The 21,551-nt window shown below is 73.0% G+C and carries 19 protein-coding genes and 1 pseudogene; 9 read left to right on the top strand and 11 right to left on the bottom strand.

The features are described 5' to 3' along the window. Positions 1 to 72: 72 nt before the first annotated feature. The gene (gene paaZ, locus BGP03_RS11515) at positions 73 to 2,139 is read right to left on the bottom strand and encodes a phenylacetic acid degradation bifunctional protein PaaZ (protein WP_298795397.1); all 2,067 of its coding nucleotides are present in this window, start codon (positions 2,137 to 2,139) and stop codon (positions 73 to 75) included. A gap of 45 nt (positions 2,140 to 2,184) precedes the next feature. Then, positions 2,185 to 3,433 (bottom strand): annotated as a pseudogene (locus tag BGP03_RS11520) (acetyl-CoA C-acyltransferase). A gap of 126 nt (positions 3,434 to 3,559) precedes the next feature. Here BGP03_RS11520 and BGP03_RS11525 point away from each other — a divergent pair. From BGP03_RS11525 to paaE, 7 genes are all read left to right on the top strand, one after another. Next, a complete protein-coding gene (locus BGP03_RS11525; RefSeq protein WP_298795395.1) occupies positions 3,560 to 4,342 on the top strand; it encodes an enoyl-CoA hydratase-related protein in 783 nt (260 codons plus the stop codon). 127 nt (positions 4,343 to 4,469) lie between these two features. Continuing rightward, positions 4,470 to 5,015: a TetR/AcrR family transcriptional regulator gene (locus BGP03_RS11530; RefSeq protein WP_296372193.1), complete on the top strand. Its 546-nt coding sequence runs from the start codon at positions 4,470 to 4,472 to the stop codon at positions 5,013 to 5,015. A gap of 84 nt (positions 5,016 to 5,099) precedes the next feature. After that, positions 5,100 to 6,077 carry a 1,2-phenylacetyl-CoA epoxidase subunit PaaA gene (gene paaA, locus BGP03_RS11535; protein WP_298795390.1) on the top strand — a complete coding sequence of 326 codons (978 nt, stop codon included), beginning with the start codon at positions 5,100 to 5,102 and terminating at the stop codon, positions 6,075 to 6,077. Then, positions 6,074 to 6,439, top strand: a complete 366-nt coding sequence (gene paaB, locus BGP03_RS11540; protein WP_296372148.1) for a 1,2-phenylacetyl-CoA epoxidase subunit PaaB — start codon at positions 6,074 to 6,076, stop codon at positions 6,437 to 6,439. The genes paaA and paaB overlap by 4 nt, the downstream gene beginning before the upstream one ends. Before the next feature lie 32 nt (positions 6,440 to 6,471). Continuing rightward, the gene (gene paaC / locus BGP03_RS11545) at positions 6,472 to 7,371 is read left to right on the top strand and encodes a 1,2-phenylacetyl-CoA epoxidase subunit PaaC (protein WP_296372149.1); all 900 of its coding nucleotides are present in this window, start codon (positions 6,472 to 6,474) and stop codon (positions 7,369 to 7,371) included. Positions 7,372 to 7,376: 5 nt separating this feature from the next. Continuing rightward, positions 7,377 to 7,880, top strand: coding sequence for a 1,2-phenylacetyl-CoA epoxidase subunit PaaD (paaD, locus tag BGP03_RS11550; RefSeq protein WP_296372151.1), 504 nt, complete (start codon positions 7,377 to 7,379; stop codon positions 7,878 to 7,880). Beyond that, the gene (gene paaE, locus BGP03_RS11555; protein WP_298795388.1) at positions 7,880 to 9,025 is read left to right on the top strand and encodes a 1,2-phenylacetyl-CoA epoxidase subunit PaaE; all 1,146 of its coding nucleotides are present in this window, start codon (positions 7,880 to 7,882) and stop codon (positions 9,023 to 9,025) included. Before paaD ends, paaE begins: the two co-directional genes overlap by 1 nt. Positions 9,026 to 9,063: 38 nt before the next feature. Here paaE and BGP03_RS11560 read toward each other — a convergent pair whose 3' ends face one another. The 7 genes from BGP03_RS11560 to BGP03_RS11590 form a co-directional block, all read right to left on the bottom strand. Beyond that, positions 9,064 to 9,696: a hypothetical protein gene (locus BGP03_RS11560; protein ID WP_296372157.1), complete on the bottom strand. Its 633-nt coding sequence runs from the start codon at positions 9,694 to 9,696 to the stop codon at positions 9,064 to 9,066. 48 nt (positions 9,697 to 9,744) lie between these two features. Continuing rightward, entirely contained in the window at positions 9,745 to 10,167 is a 423-nt protein-coding gene (locus tag BGP03_RS11565) for a VOC family protein (protein ID WP_298795387.1), read from the bottom strand. 104 nt (positions 10,168 to 10,271) lie between these two features. Beyond that, on the bottom strand, positions 10,272 to 11,975 hold the full coding sequence (locus tag BGP03_RS11570) for a GMC family oxidoreductase (protein WP_298795386.1): 1,704 nt from the start codon (positions 11,973 to 11,975) through the stop codon (positions 10,272 to 10,274). Between the two features lie 70 nt (positions 11,976 to 12,045). Next, complete coding sequence (locus BGP03_RS11575; protein WP_296372162.1) at positions 12,046 to 12,696, bottom strand: gluconate 2-dehydrogenase subunit 3 family protein; 651 nt, start codon at positions 12,694 to 12,696, stop codon at positions 12,046 to 12,048. Positions 12,697 to 12,727: 31 nt separating this feature from the next. Continuing rightward, entirely contained in the window at positions 12,728 to 14,251 is a 1,524-nt protein-coding gene (locus BGP03_RS11580) for an aldehyde dehydrogenase family protein (RefSeq protein WP_296372163.1), read from the bottom strand. After that, positions 14,248 to 15,654, bottom strand: coding sequence for an AMP-binding protein (locus BGP03_RS11585; RefSeq protein ID WP_298795393.1), 1,407 nt, complete (start codon positions 15,652 to 15,654; stop codon positions 14,248 to 14,250). Before BGP03_RS11585 ends, BGP03_RS11580 begins: the two co-directional genes overlap by 4 nt. Before the next feature lie 69 nt (positions 15,655 to 15,723). Beyond that, a complete protein-coding gene (locus BGP03_RS11590; protein ID WP_298795385.1) occupies positions 15,724 to 17,439 on the bottom strand; it encodes a thiamine pyrophosphate-binding protein in 1,716 nt (571 codons plus the stop codon). Positions 17,440 to 17,565: 126 nt separating this feature from the next. On the opposite strand from BGP03_RS11590, the gene BGP03_RS11595 reads away from it, so the two are divergent. Both BGP03_RS11595 and BGP03_RS11600 read left to right on the top strand, forming a co-directional pair. Continuing rightward, positions 17,566 to 18,228, top strand: coding sequence for a GntR family transcriptional regulator (locus tag BGP03_RS11595; RefSeq protein WP_296372165.1), 663 nt, complete (start codon positions 17,566 to 17,568; stop codon positions 18,226 to 18,228). A 57-nt stretch (positions 18,229 to 18,285) separates the two neighbouring features. Further along, positions 18,286 to 18,705 carry a zinc-binding dehydrogenase gene (locus BGP03_RS11600; RefSeq protein WP_299736267.1) on the top strand — a complete coding sequence of 140 codons (420 nt, stop codon included), beginning with the start codon at positions 18,286 to 18,288 and terminating at the stop codon, positions 18,703 to 18,705. A 122-nt stretch (positions 18,706 to 18,827) separates the two neighbouring features. Here BGP03_RS11600 and BGP03_RS11605 read toward each other — a convergent pair whose 3' ends face one another. Together BGP03_RS11605 and BGP03_RS11610 are read right to left on the bottom strand one after the other, a co-directional pair. Next, positions 18,828 to 19,727 (bottom strand): hypothetical protein, encoded by a 900-nt coding sequence (locus BGP03_RS11605; protein ID WP_296372167.1) that lies wholly within the window; start codon positions 19,725 to 19,727, stop codon positions 18,828 to 18,830. An 11-nt stretch (positions 19,728 to 19,738) separates the two neighbouring features. Then, entirely contained in the window at positions 19,739 to 21,523 is a 1,785-nt protein-coding gene (locus BGP03_RS11610; RefSeq protein WP_298795383.1) for a hypothetical protein, read from the bottom strand. Positions 21,524 to 21,551: the final 28 nt, after the last annotated feature.

Consider the following 21,551-nt stretch of genomic DNA (forward strand, 5'->3'; position numbering starts at 1 on the left):
CCAGGAGGTCGGCGGGCGGTGCGTCACCCAGCCGCTTCGGGATCGTCGGGGTGGTCGGGGGGGTCACAGCCGTCATCCTCCGTCTACGTCGGTCGTCCGGTCGGTGCCGGGGCTCTCCTGCTTCGCGACGAGGGTGAGGACGTCGTAGCGGGCGACCGACTCACCGTCCTGACGGGTGACGTCGGCGTCCCAGCGGACCTCGCCGTAGCCGGCGGAGTCGCGCGGGGTGAGCTGCTTGCAGGTCAGCGTCACGGTCAGCGCGTCACCGAACTTCACCGGTGTCAGGAACCGCAGGTTGTCGACGCCGAAGTTGGCCAGCACCGGCCCGGGATCGGGATCGACGAACAGCCCGGCCGCCAGCGACACGATGAGGTAGCCGTGGGCGACGCGCTCGCCGAACAGCGGGTTCGCTGCGGCGGCCTCGGCGTCCATGTGGGCGTAGAACGTGTCGCCGGTGAACTCGGCGAAGTGCTCCACGTCCTCCTGGCTGACGGTGCGGGGGCCGGCGACGATCGTGTCGCCGGGGCGCAGCTCCTCGAGGTGCTTGCGGAACGGATGAACGTCGGTCTCGCGGCGCTCGGCACCCGCCACCCAGCGGCCGGTGATCGCGGCGAGCGTGTCCGGGTCGCCCTGGATCGCGGTGCGCTGCATGTGGTGCAGCACCCCGCGGATGCCACCCATCTCCTCGCCGCCGCCCGCGCGGCCGGGCCCGCCGTGCACGAGCTGCGGCATCGGCGAGCCGTGACCCGTCGACTCCTTCGCGTCCCGGGCGTTGAGCACGAGCAGCCGCCCGTGCCACGGCGCGACGCCGAGCACGACCTCGCGGGCCCACGCGGTGTCGGCGGTGACGATGGAGCCGGCCAGGCTGCCCTGGCCGCGGGCGGCGTAGTCGATCAGCTGCGCCGTGGACGAGTACGGCAGGATCGTCGAGACCGGGCCGAAGGCCTCCACCTCGTGCGGTTCGGCCCGCTCCGGGTCCCCCACCAGCAGGATGGGCGAGACGAACGCGCCGCGGTCGGCGTCGGCGTCGACCACGTCGACCGTGTCGGGATCGCCGAACACGATGCGCCCGGCGTCGGCGAGGGCCTTCACGCTGCGGCGCACCTCCTCGCGCTGCTCCAGGCTCGCCAGCGCCCCCATCCGGACGCCGTCGGTACCGGGGTTGCCGACGGTGACCTTCGCCAGCCGCGCCGACACGGCCTCGACCACCGCGTCCACCTGCTCCGCCGGTACGAACGCACGCCGGATCGCGGTGCACTTCTGCCCGGCCTTCACCGTCATCTCGGTGGTCAGGCCCTTGACGAAGAGGTCGAACTCGTCGGTGCCGGGCACGGCGTCCGGGCCGAGCGCGGAGAGGTTGAGCGAGTCGGCCTCGGCGGAGAACCGCACCGCGTTGCGGACGATCGCGGGATGCGCCCGCAGGGTCTGCGCCGTGGACGCCGAACCGGTGAACGACACCAGGTCCTGGCCGGTGAGGTGGTCGAACAGGTCCCCGACCGAGCCCGCGACGAACTGCCACGCGCCGTCGGGCAGCAACCCGGAGCCGACGATCAGCTCCGTGAGCTTCGCGGTGAGGAACGCGGTGGGGCTGGCCGGCTTGACGATGCTCGGGACGCCGGCGAGGAACGCGGGCGCGAACTTCTCCAGCGGACCCCACACGGGGAAGTTGAACGCGTTGACCTGCACCGCGACGCCGTGCAGCGGGGTGCAGACGTGCTGGCCGAGAAACGTGCCACCGCGGCCGAGCGGCTCGACGGCCCCCTCGACGTAGACGGTGTCGTTGGGCAGCTCGCGCTTCGCCTTCGACGCGTAGGCGAGCAGCACGCCGATGCCGCCGTCGACGTCGAACTTCGAGTCCCCGAGCGTGGCACCGGTCTGCGCGGAGACGGCGTAGAGCTCGTCGCGGTGCTCGCGCAGGTGCCCGCCGAGGGCCTTGAGCAGGGCCGCACGCTGGTGGAACGTCAGCTCGCGCAGCGCGGGCCCGCCGACGGTGCGGCCGTACTGCAGCGCCCCTGCGAAGTCGACACCGTCGGAGGAGATCCGGGCGATCTCCTCGCCGGTGACCGCGTCGTGCAGCGGCCGGCCCTCGGCGGTGGAGGTGTGCCAGTCGCCGAGGACATGGCTGCGCAGGGTGGGGATGCTCATGGGCTCTCCTCGTCGTCGGGGATGGGTCGTCGGGGATGGTCAGACACGTTCGATGAGCAGCGCGACGCCCTGGCCCACGCCGACGCAGAGCGTCGCGAGGCCCCGGCGTCCGCCCTCGCGGTGCAGGCGGTGGGCGAGCGTGACGGTGATGCGGGCGCCGGAGCACCCCAGCGGGTGGCCGAGCGCGATGGCCCCGCCGTCGGCGTTGACGACGTCGGGATCGAGGCCGAGCCGCCGCACGCACGCGATGCTCTGCGCGGCGAAGGCCTCGTTGAGCTCGACGGCGTCGAGGTCGCCCACCGACCAGCCCGCCCGCGCCAGCGCCTTGTGCGTGGCGGGCACCGGGCCCAGACCCATGACGTGCGGGGCGACGCCGGCGCTGGCGCCGACCACGATCCGCGCGACCGGCGTCAACCCGTGCTCCCGCACGGCCCGCTCGCTCGCGACGACCAGCGCGGCCGCCCCGTCCGACAGCGGTGAGGCGTTGCCCGCGGTGACCACACCGTCGGTGCGGAAGACCGGCCGCAGCCGGCCCAGCGACCCGGTCGACGCGTCGGGGCGCGGGCCCTCGTCGGCGGTGACGACCACCGGGTCACCCCTGCGCTGCGGGACCGTCGCTGCGGGACCGTCACCGCCACGAGCTCGGCGTCCAACCGGCCGTCCTTCGCGGCGGCGCTGGCGCGGGCGTGGCTGCGCACCGCGAACTCGTCGCACTCGGCGCGGGTGATGCCGTCGAGCGCGGCGACCTCCTCGGCCGTCTCCCCCATCGACAGCGTCACCGGGCCCGCGGTCTCGGTGTGCACCGGCGGCGCGGCCTCGTCGAGGTCGCGGAAGCGCGGGTTGGTGAAGCGCCAGCCCAGGGAGGTGTCGGCGACCTCGCCGGGCTTCGCCCACGGCGTGCCGGGCTTGGCCATCACCCAGGGCGCGCGCGTCATGACTCGACCCCACCGGCCACGACGACGTCGGCCTCGCCGGCGCGGATCGACTGCGCGGCGTTCGCGACGGCGGTCAGGCCGCTCGCGCAGAGGCGGTTGACGGTGTAGCCGGGCACCGTCGACGGCAGGCCGGCCAGCAGCACCGCCATCCGCGCGACGTCGCGGTTGTCCTCGCCGGCCTGGTTCGCGGCCCCGAGCACGACCTCGTCGACCGCGTCGCCCGGCACCCCCGCCCGGCGGACGGCCTCGGCCACCACGAGGGCGGCGAGGTCGTCGGGGCGGACGCCGGAGAGGGCACCGCCGTACTTGCCCTGCGGGGTGCGGACCCCGCTCACCAGATACACGTCGGTCATTCAGAGCCGTCCCAGCTGTCGCCCGGCGAACGATCGTTCGGTTGTCGGGGAGGCTAGCATGACCGCGTGGAGACGAACAGTGCCGGAGGCACCGCAGCCAGCTCGACGCACGCCGATCCGGCGGTCCTGGTCACCGCCGACGAGAAGGACCCGGCCGTCGCGATCGTGACACTGAACCGGCCGGCGAAGCGCAACGCGCTCACGATCGAGCTGAAGGAAGCGTTGCTCGCCGCCCTGGAGGGGGTCGCCACGGACGCGGGCGTGCGCGCCGTGGTGCTGGCCGGTTCGGGCAAGTCGTTCTGCGTCGGACAGGACCTCGGCGAGCACGTGCAGGCCCTCGAAGCGGACGCGTCCACGTCGTTCGACACCGTCGGGAGGCACTACAACCCGATCGTCGCGACGATCGCCACGATGCCGAAGCCCGTGATCGCCGCGATCAACGGTGGCGCGGTCGGTGCGGGCCTGGGCTTCGCGCTGGCCTGCGACCTGCGGGTGGCGGCGGAGACGGCCACGTTCGCCACGGCGTTCGCCGCCATCGGGCTGACCGCCGACTCCGGCCTCTCGGCGAGCCTCGTCCACTCCCTGGGCGCGGCGCGGGCCACCGAGCTGCTGCTGCTGGGTGAGTCCTTCGACGCCACGCAGGCGCTGGCCTCCGGCCTGGTGCGGGCCGTGGTGCCGGCCGAGCAGGTGCTGGACACGGCGCTGGAGCTCGCCCGCCGGCTCGCCGCCGGGCCGACCCTCGCCTACGCCGAGATCAAGAAGGCGGTCGCGATCGGCGCGGTGTCCCCGCTCGACACCGTGCTCGAGGCGGAGGGCGCCGCGCAGGCACGGCTGGGCGTCACGACGGACCACAAGGAGGCCGTCGAGGCGTTCCTGGCCAAGCGGCGGCCCACGTTCGAGGGCCGGTGACCGTGGACGGACCGTTCGGGCGGACGCCGTGAGCGCCGCACCGGCCGAGCCCCCGACGTCCCCGGTCCGCACCCGGCGGGCCCGCGGCGAGGCCGGCGCCCGGCGCCCGGTCTACGACGCGTCGTCGCTGCTCGCCGTGGCCGTGGCCGAGTTCAACACCCGCGGCTACGACGCCACCAGCATGGAGGACCTCTCCCGCGCGGCCGGCATCACGAAGTCGTCGTTCTACCACCACGTCAGCGGCAAGGAGGAGCTGCTCAAGGCCGCGCTCGAGCGCGCGCTGGACGGCCTGTTCGGCATCCTCGAGGAACCGGCGGCGCAGGACGGCCCGGCCCTGCTGCGGCTCCAGCACATCATCCGCCGCCAGGTCGAGGTCCTGACCTCGGAGCTGCCCTACGTCACGCTGCTGCTGCGCGTGCGCGGCAACACCGAGACCGAGCGGTGGGCGCTGGCCCGCCGCCGCGCGTTCGACGCGTCGATCGCCTCGCTGGTGGCCGACGCCGTGGCCGACGGCGAGGTCCGGGCAGGAGTCGAACCGTCGCTGGCCGCCCGTCTGCTCTCGGGCACGGTCAACTCGATCATCGAGTGGTACCGGCCCGGCCGCCCCGGCGCGGACGACCTGCCCGACGAGATCGTCCGGATCGTGTCCGTGGGCATCATCCCGCCGTCCTGAGCAGATCCCGGTCGGCCGTGGTTGCGCCCGGCCGGGCAGTGCGTCATCATCAGACGAACGAACATTCGGTTACGGAGGAGTCCCATGACGGTGACCGAGGACCGAACCGGTCCTGAGCTCGACCTGGAAGCCGGTTTCGACCGGACGATCGGGGCCGACCAGCGCGTGGAGCCGCGGGACTGGATGCCCGAGGCCTACCGCAAGACGCTGATCCGCCAGATCGCCCAGCACGCGCACTCGGAGATCATCGGCATGCAGCCGGAGGGCAACTGGATCCTCCGTGCCCCGTCACTGCGCCGCAAGGCGATCCTGCTCGCGAAGGTGCAGGACGAGGCCGGCCACGGCATGTACCTCTACGCCGCGGCCGAGACGCTCGGCGTCGACCGTGAGGAGCTCACCGAGAAGCTGATCTCCTCGAAGCAGAAGTACTCCTCGATCTTCAACTACCCCACGCTGAGCTACGCCGACATCGGCGTCATCGGCTGGCTCGTCGACGGTGCGGCCATCTGCAACCAGGTGCCGCTGTGCCGCTGCTCCTACGGCCCGTACGCGCGGGCGATGGTCCGCATCTGCAAGGAGGAGTCGTTCCACCAGCGTCAGGGCTTCGAGCTGCTGCTGGCGATGGTGAACGGCACCGACGCGCAGAAGGCGATGGTGCAGGAGTCGGTCGACCGCTGGTGGTGGCCGTCGCTGATGATGTTCGGCCCGCCCGACGACGACTCCCCCAACTCCGCGCAGTCGATGGCCTGGGGGATCAAGCGCCACACCAACGACGAGCTGCGCCAGCGCTTCGTCGACATGTCCGTGCCGCAGGCCGCGGCGCTGGGGGTCACGCTGCCCGATCCCGAACTGGTCTGGAACGAGGACCGGAAGTCCCACGACTACGGCGAGCCCGACTGGGCCGAGTTCAAGGCCGTCATCGCGGGCTCCGGGCCGGCCAACGCCCAGCGCGTCGCCCACCGCCGCCGCGCCCACGAGAACGGCGCCTGGGTGCGCGAGGCCGCACAGGCGTACGCCGACAAGCAGGCGGCCCGCGCGCGGGAGCAGGAGGTGCCGGCATGAGCGAGGAGGTCACCGCCGAAGGCGGGCACGGCGCCGTGCCGACCACCGGCGTCGAGACCGGGTTGGGTGAGAAGCCCTCCCGGCGCACCTGGCCGCTCTACGAGGTGTTCGTGCGCGGCAAGCGCGGCCTCAACCACGTGCACGTCGGGTCGCTGCACGCCGCCGACGACGAGATGGCCCTGCACAACGCCCGCGACGTCTACACGCGCCGCAACGAGGGCGTGAGCATCTGGGTGGTCCGCGCCGACGCGATCACCGCGTCGAGCCCGGCGGAGAAGGACCCGTTCTTCGCACCGGCCGGTGACAAGGTCTACCGCCACCCCACCTTCTACGCGATCCCGGACGAGGTGCCGCACCTGTGAACGTCCACCACACCGAGGTCGAGGGGCACGCTGTGACGGACACCGATGGGACCAACGCCTACCAGTCGCTGTCGGAGACCACCGGCCACGACGACCCGCGCTGGGCGTTCGGCACCGGCATCGTCGAGGAGGCCGGTGCGGAGATCACCTCACCGGTACCCGACGGCGTCGACCCGGCCGACCTCGCCGCCTACTGCCTGATGCTCGGCGACGACGCGCTGGTCTACAGCCACCGCCTGTCGGAATGGGTCAGCAACGCCCCGGAGCTGGAGGAGGAGGTCGCGCTGGCCAACACCGCGCTCGACCTCCTCGGCCAGGCCCGCGTGCTGCTCGCCCGCTCGGCCCACCTGACCGGCGGTGACGAGGACTCGCTGGCCTTCCTGCGCACCGACGCGCAGTTCCGCAACGTCGGCCTCGCCGAGCTCTCCGACGACCTCGACTTCGCCCGCGCCGTCGGCCGGATGCTGATCTTCTCGACCTGGCGCCTCGCGCTGCTCGACCGGCTCGTCGGCTCGGCCGACCCGGTGATCGCCGCGGTGGCGGCCAAGGGCGTCAAGGAGCTGACCTACCACCGCGACTACGCGGCCCGCTGGACGCTGCGCCTGGGCGACGGCACCGACGAGTCGCACGCACGGATGCAGGCGGCGCTGGACGCGCTGTGGCCCTACGTCGGGGAGCTGTTCCGCACCTCCGACGAGGAGCGGCGGCTGGTCGAGGCCGGTGTGGCAGTGGATCCGGCGCTGACGCGCGAGGAGGTCGACGCGGTGCTCGACCAGGTCATCACGAAGGCCACGCTGACGCGGCCCGACAAGCCGGCCATCGGCACGATCGGCGGGCGCAGCGGGCGCCAGGGCGTGCACACCGAGCACCTCGGACACGCGCTCGCGGAGATGCAGAGCCTGGCCCGCCAGCACCCGGGCACGACGTGGTGACCGACATGGTGATCGACGTGGCGACCGCGCGCGAGGTCGTCGCCGGGGTCGTCGACCCGGAGATGCCGATGCTCACCCTCGACGACCTGGGGGTCGTGCGCGGCGTCGACGTCGAGGGCGACGCGGTGCTCGTCACGATCACACCGACCTACTCGGGGTGCCCCGCGATCGAGGAGATGCGCCACGACCTGCGCGCGTCGCTGACCCGCGCCGGGTTCGCCCGCGTGGAGGTCCGCACCGTCCTCTCCCCCGCCTGGAGCACCGACTGGATCAGCGACGACGGCCGCCGCAAGCTCGCCGAGGCCGGCATCGCGCCCCCCGGCCGGGCGGCACCGCGGGTCGCCGGCCCCGTCCCGCTGACGCTCACCCCGCCGTCGGCCGCGGTGCGCTGCCCGCACTGCGGCGCGCCCGCCACCGACGAGCTGTCCCGCTTCGGGCCCACGGCGTGCACGGCCCTGCGCCGCTGCCCGTCGTGCCGGGAGCCCTTCGAGCACATGAAGGAGATCTGATGACGGCCGCCACCGAGGTCGGCACCTCGGACATCACCTCGGACATCACCTCGGACATCACCTCGGACATCACCGAGCCGCGCACCGGCGGGTTCCACCCGCTGCGGGTCGCGTCCGTCGAGCGCCTCTGCGACGACGCGGTCGCCGTGACCTTCGACGTCCCGGAGTCGCTGAAGCAGGCCTACGCCTTCAGCCCCGGCCAGTACCTGACGCTGCGCACGGTCACCGACGACGGCGAGGAGCGCCGCTCGTACTCGATCTGCGCGCCGTCGGGCGCGGCCCCGCGGGTCGGGGTCCGGCGGGTGGCGGGCGGGCTGTTCTCGGAGTGGCTGGTGGACCGGCTGGAGGCGGGCGACGAGATCGAGGTCGGCCCGCCCGCCGGCTCGTTCACCCCGCAGCTGGAGGCGGGCACCCACCACGGGCTGATCGCGGCGGGCTCGGGCATCACCCCCGTGCTGTCCATCGCCGCGTCGCTGCTGGCCGCGCACGACGACACGCACGTCACCCTGATCTACGGCAACCGCCGCACCGACACGGTCATGTTCACCGAGGAGATCGCCGACCTCAAGAACGCCCACGGCCCGCGCCTGCACCTGCTCAACGTGCTCTCGCGCGAGCCCACCGAGGCCGACATCTTCAACGGCCGCCTCGACGCCGACCGGATGCGGACCCTGCTCGGCGCGCTCGTCGACGTCGAGGACACCGACCACTGGTGGCTGTGCGGGCCGCTCGGCATGACCGAGGACGCCGTCACGGTACTCACCGAGCTCGGCGTGGACCGCAAGCGGGTGCACCGCGAGCTGTTCTACGTCGACGAGCCCCCGCCCGAGCTGCACCGCGCCGAGGACGACGACGCACCCGACGGCGACGGCAGCGAGGTGACGATCGTGCTCAACGGCCGGTCCACCCAGCTGACCCTCCCCCGCACCGTCCCGGTGCTCGACGCCGCGCAGAAGGTGCGCGGCGACCTCCCGTTCGCCTGCAAGGGCGGGGTCTGCGGCACCTGCCGGGCGAAGGTCACCGACGGCGACGTCACCATGCGCCGCAACTTCGCCCTCGAGGACGACGAGGTCGCGGCCGGGTTCGTGCTGACCTGCCAGACGCTTCCGGTCTCCGACCGGGTCGTCATCGACTTCGACGTCTGAGAACCCTTCCGGCCCCGCGTCCGCCGGGGTGGGCCGGATCAGGGGGCGCCGAGCACGGCCCGGTCGGCGTCGGTCCACTCCGCCGAGCGCCCCTGGGTGGCGCAGAACATCGACCAGGTCAGGAGCGGGCCCGTCGGGCGGGGTGGACGCGCCCAGTACCCGATCGACGGGTTGTGCCGCCACGCCCCGGTGCCCGGCCCCTTCACCATCACGAGCTCACCCGCGCTCTCCAACCGGCGGAGCGCGCTCCCGAACCGGGCGGTCGACGCCGACGCCTGCCCGCGGCGCGCCCCGAGCAGGACGTGCCCCCGCTCCCGCACGTGCGCGACGAACAGGTCCGGCCGCGCGAGCCGGAACCGGTACTCGACCACCCCGTACTCGACGAACGGCTCACCGGCGTTGACGCAGGCCAGCAGCGGCTCGAGCAGCTCGTCGGTGGCGGCGGCCTCGGAGCCCACGCCGGGACGCGGCGCGGCGGGCGCGCGGGCGCCCGTCGCGCGCGCCGTCGGGGCGACGCGGCCCGACGGCACCTCGGGGGGCGCGACGGACCACGTGTGCGTGCCGGCGCCGTCGTGCTCGCCGGTGCAGGTGTACTCGACCGCGCCGTCGGGCCGGCGCCGAGGTGGCCGGACGTCGTCGAACGAGAAGCACCGGGGGCAGGTGATGATCAACGGAGGGACCTCGCTGGACTCACGTGCCCGAGCCTAGCCTCGACCGGGTCAGCCGGCGTCGGCCCACAGCTCCAGGGCGATGTTGTCCGGGTCGCGGAACTCCAGCAGGCAGCCCAGCCCGATGTCCTTCACGCCGGCGTGGGCGACACCCAGCTCGTCGAGGCGCGCGGCCGCGGCGTCGAGGTCCGCGCGCGAGGGCAGCTTGAAGGCCACGTGGTCGAGGCCGGCGCGGTTCTCGGTGAAGGTGTCGGCGGCGGGGGCTACCGGCCGGAGCCCGAAGAACCCGCCGGGCACCTCGTAGACGACGCCGCCGAAGAGCCACCACAGCTCCTCGCGGGTGGCGTCGTCGGCGTCGGCGGGAAGCTCGAACGCGACGGGCAGGCCGAGGACGTCGTCGTAGAACCGGCGCGACCGCGCGATGTCGGTGACGGTGAGCCGGACGTGGGAGAAGCCGGTGACGGGAAGCGACATGATCGAAGTCTCTCCCATCGACGCGCCGGCGCACACCCACCACTTGGTGAGGGTGCGCCGGCGCGGCGATGCTCAGAGGGCCGGGGGCTCAGAGGGCCGGCGGCTCAGAGGGCAGGGGCCAGGGCGTTGGACGGGGTGGTCGACTGCGCGACGATCTCGGCGAAGTTCTGCTTGATGTACTCCGCCGCGCGGGTCGACATGGCGCCGATGGTGCTGGTCGGGTTGACCGCGCCACCGGTGGTCATCGCGGCCCCGTCGGCGATGAACAGGTTCGGCACCTCCCACGCCTGGTTGTAGCGGTTGACCGTCGAGTCCTCCGGCGTGTTGCCCATCCGCGCGGTGCCCATCAGATGCCAGCCCGGGGGCGGCGAGAGGACGCCGGTGTGGTTGGTCTCGCGGGCCCCGAGGGCGTCGGCGACCTCGGTGATGCGCTCGACGCCGAAGTCGCACAGGCGCCGGTCGTTCTCCGAGACGTTGAACTCGACGTGGGCGGCGGGCAGCCCGCTGGAGTCGGTGACGCTGCGGTCGAGCGTGACCCGGTTCTCCCTGATCGGCAGGTCCTCGCCGAACATGAACACCAGCAGGTGGTAGGCGAAGTGGGAGTCGAAGAACGCCCGGTGGTCCTGGCCCCACGGCGCGACCGCGGCGGTGTGCGTGCCCATCGCGGTGTACGCCGAGCCGAAGCTGCGCCCGACCTGCATCATCAGGCCGTTGACGAACCCCCGGCTGGTGTCGGTGTGGTAGAACTCCTGGCAGGCCAGGGGCGCGCCGAAGGCCCCCTTGAAGCCCTCGATCGGGTCGTCGAACCAGCAGTCCACGAACGCGAACGAGTGGTGCATCAGGTGCGTGCCCACCAGGCCGTTGGCGTTGGCCAGCCCGTCGGGGTGACCCTTCTGCTCCGACATCAGCAGCAGCCGCGGCGTGCCGATCCCGCTCGCGGCCACCACCACGATCTTGGCGCCGACGAAGTGGCTCTCGCCGGTGATCCGGTCGATGTACTCCGCGCCCGTCGCCTTGCCGCCCTTCGCCTCGACGCGGGAGACGCGGGCGTTGATGCGCAGGTCCAGGCCGTTCGCCAGCGCCTTGGGCAGCAGGGCGACGTCCATCCCGGCGAGCGAGCCGCGGGGGCAGCCGCACAGGCAGTTGCCGCAGTTGTTGCAGGGCAGCCGGCCGTCCTTGGCCTCGGTGAGGATGCCGTTGTCGCTGGGCCACCAGTGCCAGCCGAGCTTGTCCAGGCCGCTGGCGAACTTCATCCCGAGCTTGCCCGGGGGCACCGGCTGCTGGCGGGGCGCGCCGGGGCGGTCGGGGTAGGACGGGTCGCCGTGCACGCCGGAGATGCCGACCTCGGCGTCGTTGATGTCGTAGTACGGCGCGAGCTCCTCGTAGCTGATCGGCCAGTCGATGTTGCCGGCCATGTTGCCCAGCTCGGTGCCCTTGCGGAAGTCGATGGGCTTCAGCCGCGGCCAGTGCGCGGCGTAGCGCAGGGTGCTGCCGCCGACCGCGTTCATCAGGTAGGGCGTGGTGAACCCGGTGACCGGGTAGTCCTCGGGGCCCTGGCGCACGTTGGGGTCATACGACCAGCCCCGGTTGCGCTCGATGTCGAACTCCTGGTGGTGGTGCGCGTACTCGGTGGGGTGGATCCAGTCGCCCTGCTCCAGCATGGTGACCTTGAACCCGGCCGCGCACAGACGGTTGGCCATGGCCGAGCCGCTCATGCCCGAGCCGATGATCAGGACGTCGGCCTCTTCGCCGCGCGTGCCGTTGGTGCCGTTGCGGCCGGTGTGGCCGTTCGTGTTCCACCCGCTCATCGCACTGCCTCGCTTCGCTCGGTCGACGCTGCGCGACGGCGCTGTGCCGACGATTCGCTCGCACGCTCGCTCATGACTGCACCCCGTACTCGTCGGCGATGTCGGTGGGCATGGAGACGAAGCGGACGTCCTCGGTGGCGATGAACGTGCCCCGCTTCGGGAACTCCTTGTCCGGCCACGGCTCGACGTCGTAGCCGTAGGGCAGCGGCGGGCCGTGGTAGTCGCGGCCGGCCGGCAGGTTCTTCCGGATCGCCGCGGTGACCTCGGCGCGGGCGTAGTAGCCGTAGTAGACCAGCGACCGCAGCTGCTCGAAGAACGTGGCGTCGTCCTCCGCGCCCTTCTCCAGCGCCGTCAGCGCCGCGATCTGCTGCGACGGCACGGCGTCGAGGAACGCCGGGCCGAGCCGGTTGAGCTGGTCCTTGAACGGGTGCTCGGCCGCGAGCGGGTAGTACTTCACCTCGTGGCTCGCCGGCGTCACGTAGCGGGCGACGAACTCGACGATCTCCACCTCGCTCGGCGCGGGGAAGCCGCGGCCCGGCGGGATGATCAGGTCGGCCGCGGTGTCGATCACCGCGCGCTGCTGCTCCGTGAAGCGCACGGGGGGCGAGTAGCCGCCCACCCGCGCCTTCTGCGCCGCCCAGCCCGCACGCGGGTCGGGTTCGGTCGCCTTCGTGCCCATCGGTTCGGGGGCGTGCAGGACGCCGTTGCTCGTGGTGGTCATCGTTGCCCTCCTCGTGGTGGTGGCGTGCGGGTCAGAGCGGGGCGCCTGCCCAGTCGGCGCTCGCCCGCGGGGAGTCGTCGAGGTTGACGCTGACGTGCTTGACCTGGGTGTAGCTCGCGATCGACTCCAGGCCCTCCTCCCGGCCGGTGCCGCTCTGCTTGTAACCGCCGTGCGGGGCCATCGGCAGCTCGCCGAACCAGTCGTTGACCATGACGCCGCCGACCTGGAGCCGCCGTGCCGTGGACAGCGCGCGGGTGATGTCGGAGCACCAGATCGCCGCGAACAGGCCGAAGTCCGAGTCGTTGGCCGCGGCCACCAGCTCGTCCTCGTCGGACCACGTGAACACCGACAGCACCGGGCCGAAGATCTCCTCGCGGGCGATGCGGTCGCTCGGTGAGACGTCGGTGAACACGGTGGGCTCGACGAAGTAGCCGTCGACGTCGGTGCCGGCCGGGCGCCCGCCGCCGTAGAACAGCGTCGCCTCCCGCTTGCCGATCTCGATGTAGGAGCGCACGCGGTCGAACTGCTTCTTCGACACCAGCGGGCCCATCTGGACGCCCTCGTCGAACGGGTCGCCGATCCGCGCCACCCGCAGCCGCTCCACGAGCCGGGCGAGGAACTCGTCGGCGATGTCGCGGTGCAGGAACAGGCGGGTGCCGGCCACGCAGACCTGGCCGGCGTGCGAGCAGAAGCCCTGGACCGCGCCCTCGACGGCGTCGTCGAGGCGGGCGTCGGGGAACACGATGGTCGGGCTCTTGCCGCCGAGCTCCAGGTTGACCTGGGCGATGTGCTCGGCGCCCAGCTTCGCCACCGTCTTCCCGGTCTCGGTGGACCCGGTGAAGGTGATGCCCATGACGTCCGGGTGCGCGGCGAGCGCGGCCCCGGCCTCGGCGCCGTAGCCGGTGACGACGTTGAACACCCCGTCCGGGAACCCGGCCTCGGCCACCAGCTCGGCGTACTTCAACGCGGAGAGCGAGGTGTCCTCCGCCGGCTTGACGACGCAGGTGTTGCCCAGCGCCAGCGCCGGGGCGGTGGAGCGCACGAGGATCAGCAGCGGGTAGTTCCACGGCACGATGTGCGCGGTCACGCCCAGCGGCTCCAGCAGGGTGAACGCGAGCTTGTTGCCGGGCACCTCGATGGTGCGCCCGCCGACCTTGTCGGCCAGGCCCGCCCAGTACTCCAGCCACAGCGGGATCGCCCCGACCAGCTCGCGGGCCTTGTCCAGGTAGTGCCCGGAGTCCAGCGCCTCGAGCTGCGCGAGCTCCTCGGCGTGCTCGGTGACCAGACCGGCGAGCGTGCGCAGCAGGCCCGCTCGGGTGATCGCGTCGGTGAACTGCCACTCGACGGCGACGCGCTTCGCGGCGGCAACCGCGCGGTCGACGTCGGAGGCGTCGGCGCGGGGCACGGCGGCGATGGTGCGGCCGGTGGCCGGGTCGACGGTGGCGAACGTGACGCCGGCGCTCGCCGGGCCCCACCGTCCGTCGATGAACATCTGCGCGTGGTCGACGCGGCGGGTGGCCTGGTCGAAGGTCATCGGTTGCTCGATGGTCGTCATCGGCCCTCCAGGGGTCGGGAACGGGTGTGGGCGCGTTCGTCGATCACGCGGCGGGCCTTGTGCTCGGCGCGTTCGAAGGTGTTCGGGTCGACCGACTCGAAGGTGACGCGCACCCCGAGCAGGGACTGCAGGCCCTCGGCGCCGGCGCGTTCGAACTCGGCGCGGGCGCCGTCGCGCCGGTCGGTCTCGGCGCGGACCACCATCTCGTCCATCGAGCCGGTGCGGGTGACCACGATCCGGTGCTCGCCCGCGTAGCCGGGCACGCCGCGCAGGAAGTTGTCGACCTCGGTCGGGTACACGTTCTCGCCGCGGATGTGGATCATGTCGTCGATCCGCCCGTACACGCCGCGGGGCAGCTTCGGGTAGGTGCGGCCGCAGCCGTTGGTCTCCATCGTCCAGCGCGTGAGGTCGTTGGACGCCAGCCGGATCATCGGCTGCGACGTGCGTTCGAGATGGGTGTAGACCGGGGTGCCCTCGCCGCCGTAGGGCACGGTGCGGAACGTGTCCGGGTCGCACACCTCGTGCCAGACGATGTCCTGCCACAGCAGCATCCCGTCAGGGCTGCCCTCGGTGGCCGACGCCGACATGAACGGCGTCATCTCGGCCATCGTCCCGCAGTCGACGACGCGGGCCCCGAACGCCGAGGAGATCGCGTCGCGCACCGCGGGCACCGACGCCCCGGGCTCGCCGGAGAAGAACATGATGTCGATGCCGAACTCGCGCGGGTCGATCTTCTCCTGCTCGGCCACCTCGGCCAGGCGCAGCGCGTAGGACGGCGTGGCGTAGAAGGCGCGCGGCTTCGTGCGGGCGAGCCAGGTGACGGCGCGGGCGGTCATGCCCTTCGCCCCGGCCCCGAACGGCAGCACCCGGCAGCCCAGCCGCTCGGCGCCGCTCATCGCGCCCCACGAGCCGAGGTACAGGCTGAACAGCGCCGCGACGAACACGGTGTCGCCGGGCCGCACGCCCATCCCCCACAGGATGCGGGCATGGTTGTCGGCGATCACCTGCCAGTCGTCGCGGCCCAGCGCGAACGCCGTCGGCATGCCGGTGGTGCCCGACGTACCGTGGATGTGGTGGATCTGCGACTCGTCGACGCAGAGGTAGTCGCCGAAAGGCGGCGCGTCGTTCTGGGACTGCCGCATCTCCGCCTTGGTCACGACCGGCACCTGCTCGAACGCCTCGAACGAGGTGATGTCGGCGGGTTTGACGTCGGCCGCGTCCCACTTGCGCCGGTAGAACGGCGCGGTGGCGTAGGCGTACTCCATCACCTCGCGCAGGCGCACGAGCACCGCGGCGTCGCGCTCCTCGGGGTCCATGGTCTCGCGGTGCGGGAACCAGTAGGGCGAGTCGGGGTCGGGAAGGTAGCTCTGGTCGTACCGGGCGGGGAACCGCCACTCCTCCATGTCAGGCACAGTCACTCCTCGCTTCGCTCGGCCGTGCGCGGAAATCGGTGCCCCGGCACCGATTTCCGCTCACGAGCGCCTCCGCTCGATCTCGGCGTCGTTCCAGGGCGTCAGGGCCTGGTACTCGGGCACGAACCCGAGGCCCTTGCCGGCGTCCGGCGACGGTGCGTCCTGGGTGGTCACCACGTCGACCACGGCGGGAGCGTTGGCCAGCGCCCGCTTCAGCGCCCCCTCCAGCTCGGCCGGGTCCGTGACGCGTTCGCCGTGCGCGCCGAGGCTCCGCGCCAGCGCGGCGTAGTCGGAGTCGGCGAGCTCGGTGCCCACGACCAGGCCGTAGTTCTCCTGCTGGTCGTAACGCTCGATGTTCCAGGCGCGGTTGTTGGACACGACCACGACGACCTTCGCGCCGTGCCGCGCGGCGGTGTCGATGTCGGTGGCCGTGATGCCGAACGCGCCGTCGCCGGTGACGGCCACGACGGGCCGCTCCGGGTAGGCCAGCGCCGCGGCGATGCCGAACGGCGTCGCGACCCCGAGGCAGCCGAACGCGCCGGCGTCGAGGTAGCGGGCGGCCCGGGTGATGCCGAGGCGGGCGAAGCTCAGCAGGTCGCCACCGTCGGCGATCATCACGGCGTCGTCGAGGGCGAGGGCGTCCAGGGCGGCGAAGATGCGGTTGGGGTGCATGCGGCCGTCGTCGCCCGCGGGGGCGTCGGCCATGGCCGTGCGGTAGTCGGCGGAGCGCTTGCGGTGCTTGGTGCGCAGCTCGTCGCGCCAGGCTGTGTCGGGGGTGTGCCCGTCCAGCGCGGCCGCGAGCGCGGTGAGCGTGGCCGCGGGATCGGCGAGGATCTCCACCTCGCCGCGGCGGTTGTCGATCAGCTCGCTCGCGGTGTCGGCGATCCGCACCACCTTCGCGTTCCTGAACACGGCCGGGGAGCCGAAGGCGAGCTGGAAGTCCAGCTGGCGCCCGACGGTGATCAGCAGGTCGGTGTCGCGCATGACCGCCGAGCGCGCCGAGCCGACCCCGGCGGGGTGGTCGTCGGGCACCAGGCCGCGGCTCTCCTGCGTGTCGAGGTAGGCGGCGCCGCTCGCGTCGAGGAAGCGGACGAGCTCCGCACCGTCCCCGACCCGCGCACCCCGGCCGCTGATCACGGCGGGCCGCTTCGCCGCGCGGACCAGCTCGGCGACGGCCGCCACGTCGTCGGGGTGGGGCTGCGGGCGGCGGCGGGGCTTGGCCCGCAGGTGCTCCACGGTGACCAGCGCCGGCGGCACCTGCTCGCGCAGCACGTCGGTGGGGATCTCGACGTAGACGGGGCCGGGCTCGCCGCGGTCGCCCGCGGCCCGGGCCCACGCCTCGTCCATCTCGCGCAGCACCTGGTCGGCGACGCGCAGCGTGCGCGAGAGCCGGGTGACCGGCGCGAGGATCGCGGTGTGCGGGATGTCCTGCAGCGGGCCCATGTTGGCCTGCGCCCGCGGCGGGCAACCGCCGAACACGAGCACCGGGATCCGGCTGATCGACGCGTTGGCCACCGCGGTCACGGTGTTGGTGACACCGGGGCCCGCCGTGACGAGCGCGACGCCGGTCTCCCCCGTCAGCTCGGAGTGGGCGTGGGCCATGTGCACCGCGGAGCCCTCGTCGCGGACGTCGACGATGCGGACGCCGAGCCGCGCGAGCTGGTCCCAGACGGGCTGGATGTGGCCGCCCTGCAGACCGAAGACCCGGTCCACCCCGTGGTCGCGCAGGAAGCGCGCGACCAGCTCCGCGACGACGACGGGAGCCTGTTCCGACATCCGATCCCTCCTCGGTGAGTGATCCACACCACGTGGTGGCGCTCACCCGAGGGTGCCGCATTCTGAATTCAGAAGTCAACAGCTGGGGAGGAGTCGACCTCCTGCGGATCGCGATAGCGTGTTCGGATGACCGCGCTCCCGATGCCGCCGTCGCGGACCGAGCAGGTCTACGAGGCGATCGTCGACGACATCTGCACCGGACGGCTCACCCCGGGCACCCCGCTGCGCCAGGAACTGCTCGCCGCGCGCTTCAACGTGTCGCGCCAGCCGGTGCAGCAGGCGCTCCTGCTGCTGCGCAACCAGGGGCTCGTGCGCGAGTTCGGCCGCCGCGGGCTGGAGGTGGCGCCGCTGGGGCGGGAGTTCGTCAGCCACCTCTACGACCTGCGGGCCCTCCTCGACGGGCACGCCGCCCTGCTGGCCGCGCAGCGCCGCACCGACGCGTGGCTGGCCGAGGCCGCCGAGATCGTGGCGGCCGGGCAGCAGGCGTTCACCGAGCGCGCCTTCGCGCGCATGATCACCGCGGACGTCGACTTCCACCGCAGCGTCGTCGAGGCCGCCGGCAACCCCCTGCTCACCGAGAGCACCAGCGTGCTGTGGCGCAACGTGCAGCGCGTGATGGGCGAGGTACTGCTCCAGGGCGGCTCCCCCGCCTGGGTCTGGGAGGACCACGCCGCCATCCTCGACGCCGTGAGCCGCCGCGACGGCCCGCGCGCCGAGGAGCTCGCCCGCCGCCACGCCCAGCACGGCGAGCAGCTCATCCTCGACGCGATGCCGACCGACCGGACCTGATCGTCGTCGCTGTCCGGACCGGCTCAGCGGCTTCTCGAGCAGCTCACGGGGCTGGCCGTGCTCGGCGTGGATGAGGGTGCGGCCGGTCTGTGGTTCGCCCTGCGCGACCAGGACCTCACCGAGGCCGTGTTCGCGCTCAGCGCCGGCGTGGGCGCGGCGGCCGTCTTCGACGCGGCCGGGGTCGGCGCGGCGATCGAGCACAGCATCCCGGCGCCGGCCCCGCGCGGGAAGATCGTCGTGGTGGGCATCCACGAGCGACCCTTCGGTTTCAACCCCACCAGCATCCTGCTGCAGGAGGTCGAGGTGATCGGCTCCTTCCTCCACGACGACGCCGACTACGCGGCCGTCATCGCGAACATGGCCGCGGGGCTCTACGACACGACCGGATGGGTGGAGCACACCCCGCTCTCCGGCCTCCTCGACGCGTTCGACGAGCTCCGGGCCGGCCGCAAGATGAAGATCCTCGTCGACCTCTGACCCGCGTACACACCACCGGCGGCCCGGCACCTCGGCCACGACGTCGGTTGTGGCTCCCCGGGTCGGCCGCGCCACGTGCCGCAGTCACATCGGCGTCCGCTCGGCAGGTAGAAGGCGATCCGTCACCGCTCCTCAGCCACGAGCTGGACCGCGAGGGATCCCACCACGTCGCCCTCGCCGTTCCCGGTCACGAGCAGGACCTCGAGCACGACCGCGGTACCGGCGGCAAGGTCGCCGTCGACCTCGGCCAGCAACTGGAAGTCGCGGCGCTCCAGACCCTCCAGGTCGACGGCGGTCGCCGCGACGGTGCCGGGGCCTGCGACTCCCGCTCCGTCCGCGTCGAGGATCCGGACCCGGAAGCCGGTGTCGGCGAGCTCGAGACCGGTCGCCTGCGCCGCGGCCCGGGCCCGGCGTTCGTCGACGGCGCCGGCGCGCAGCTGGAAGGTGGCGGGCTCGGTACGGGGGTTGGCGACGGCGAACCGCGGCAGTGCGGGTGCCCCCGGCGCGGCGGCGACGGCCATGAGGTTGCGCTGGGCCCAGTGCCGGTCGTTGATCGGGTCGGCCGCCTTGCCCGCCCGGTCCTGCGGGTGGGAGACCACGGCGAGCAGGCAGACGTGCGCGGGCGCCGTGGCCGGGATCGTCGCGGTCATCGTGGCGGTGGTGGCCGTCGCCGGGGTGGTCCGGTCGGGTGGGGCGGCGACGGTGGCGGCGGCGAAGAAGGTCGGTTTCGCGAAGCCGACCGTGGGGTCGGCCCAGTAGACGACGACGGTGGCCGCGGCCGCGGCGTTCCCGCCGCCGGAGTTGCGGACCTCGACGGTGACCTCGAGGGGACGGCCGGGGGTGTAGTCGCCGGCGTGGATGGACGGGCAGGCCCAGGACAGCACCTGTGCGGGCAGGCCGCGACGGCTGCCGTCGTCCCAGCTCCCGCCGTCGGTGATCGGATCGGTCCAGTACGGGATGCACAGGTAGGGCCGGGTGTCGGGCTGCTGGTCGTCGCCGCGGCCGGGTTCGTCGGGTCGCATGGTCGTCCGCCTCACTGCTCGCCGTAACCGAGGACGACGACGCCGATCGGGTCGTCGTGCACCGAGCCGTCGGTGGCCCAGCACGGGTGACCCGCACCGCGGTCGGCGTCGAGGTCGAGGTTGTCGGTATCGGCCCGTCCGACGGCGAGCTGGCCGAACAGCTCCAGCGACACCTGCGGGGCGCCCCTTCCGATCTCGGGGATCATCGTGATCGTCGGCGGGGAGCCGGCGGGGTAGGGCACGTCGGCGGCCGGTTGCTCCAGCGGCGAGACCGGGTAGCGGTGGTAGGTCGCGCCGGGATCGGGTTCCTCCCGGTGCGGCCATCCGCCCGGCCGCGGCACCGCGGTGAACTGCCGGTACAGCGGCCCGTCGGTGCGGTCGCCGGGATAGGTCAGGCCGCTCAGGGCGAGGAACGCCGACGCGGAGTCGAGCGCCTCCCACAGCTGGCCCTGCATGTCGTGCAGCATCCCCACCAGCTGCGTCGCCTGCGCGGTGCCGGCGACCGCGGTCAGCTGCTGACCGGTGACCGACACCGTGGTCGGCTGCGTGGGATCGTGCGGGTCGGGCGGGTCCTGCTCCCAGACCTTCTTCAGCAGCATGTTGTCCCAGAAGGTGCACGGCTTCTTCTCCGCCCACTGCACCACGCACTGCACGAAGGCCTGGATGACGTCGACCGCGATCAGTATCGCCACGATGATCCCGCAGACGGTGTTGCCGGAGTTGTCCGACGACGAGGGCTGCTGTGACCCGGGCTGCGGATCACCGCCGAACTGCACCGCCACGCCGCCGCCGTCCTGGCCCACCACGTCGACGTCCTGCGGTCGCAGGGTCGGGGGCGGGTTCTGCGGATCGTCGTAGAGGGCCTCGGCGAACACGGACAACGGCACCGCGGGCGGCGCCGGGACGGTGAACCCGTCGAGCAGGTCGAGGTGCTCGAGCACCCGCCGGTAGCCGAGCGCGAGGTCCGGCACCGGCGGGGCCGCCGCCACGTCGAACGTGCCCGCCAGCGCGGAGGTGGCGAACCCCAGCAAGGCCTCGTCGGGTCCGCCGTCGAGGGTCGCCCGGATGCCGGCCAGTCCGGTCGCCGCGGGATGGTGGCGCTCGAGCCACGTCCCGATCGCGCGCCGGGCCAGCCGGTCGCGGTAGCGGTGCAGCCGGCGCGGCCCGCCCACCCCCTGCCCGACGTAGGCCGCACCGACCGCGTTCGTGCCGTAGGACGCGAGTGCGCCCAGCGCGAACGCGCGCGTGCGGGTGTCCCCCGCGCTCGACCACAGGGTGCGCACGAGGGCGTCGGTCCGCCTCCCGGTGGCCAGGTCCGACCAGTTCCACTGCGCCGACGGCAGGTCGTCCTGCCGGGGGTGGGCCGGCAGGTGCGGGAAGGCCAGCACCTCGCTGCGGAAGGCCAGCACGTCGACCCGGACCAGGTTCAGGTCCGTGACGAACTGCTGGGCCCGCATCGCCGCGTCGTTGAACCGCTGTGCCGCGCCCGGCACGCCCGGTGCCGCCAGTGCCCCCTCCAGGTCGGCCCGGACCGAGCCGAGGTCGGCGTACAGCGCGGTGCCGCGCTGCCACAGTGCGGCCGCGCGGCGGAGCAGGTCCAGCTCGGTGCCGTCCCCCGCCGCCTGCCCGAGGGCCTGGCGCAGCAGCGCTCCCGACAACGCCGCCGCGGGTTCCGCGCCCGCGGCGTCCAACGCCTGGGTGCGGGCCGCGTCGGTCGGCGCGTCGGGCGGGACGACGGTTCCGAGATCGGCCACGAGGTTGGCCAACCCCACCTGCTCGGCGTGGTAATCGGACATGAGGCTGGCCCTCCGTCGGACGGGCCTC

The sequence above is a fragment of the Pseudonocardia sp. 73-21 genome, assembly GCF_001899645.1.
GTDB lineage: Bacteria > Actinomycetota > Actinomycetes > Mycobacteriales > Pseudonocardiaceae > Pseudonocardia.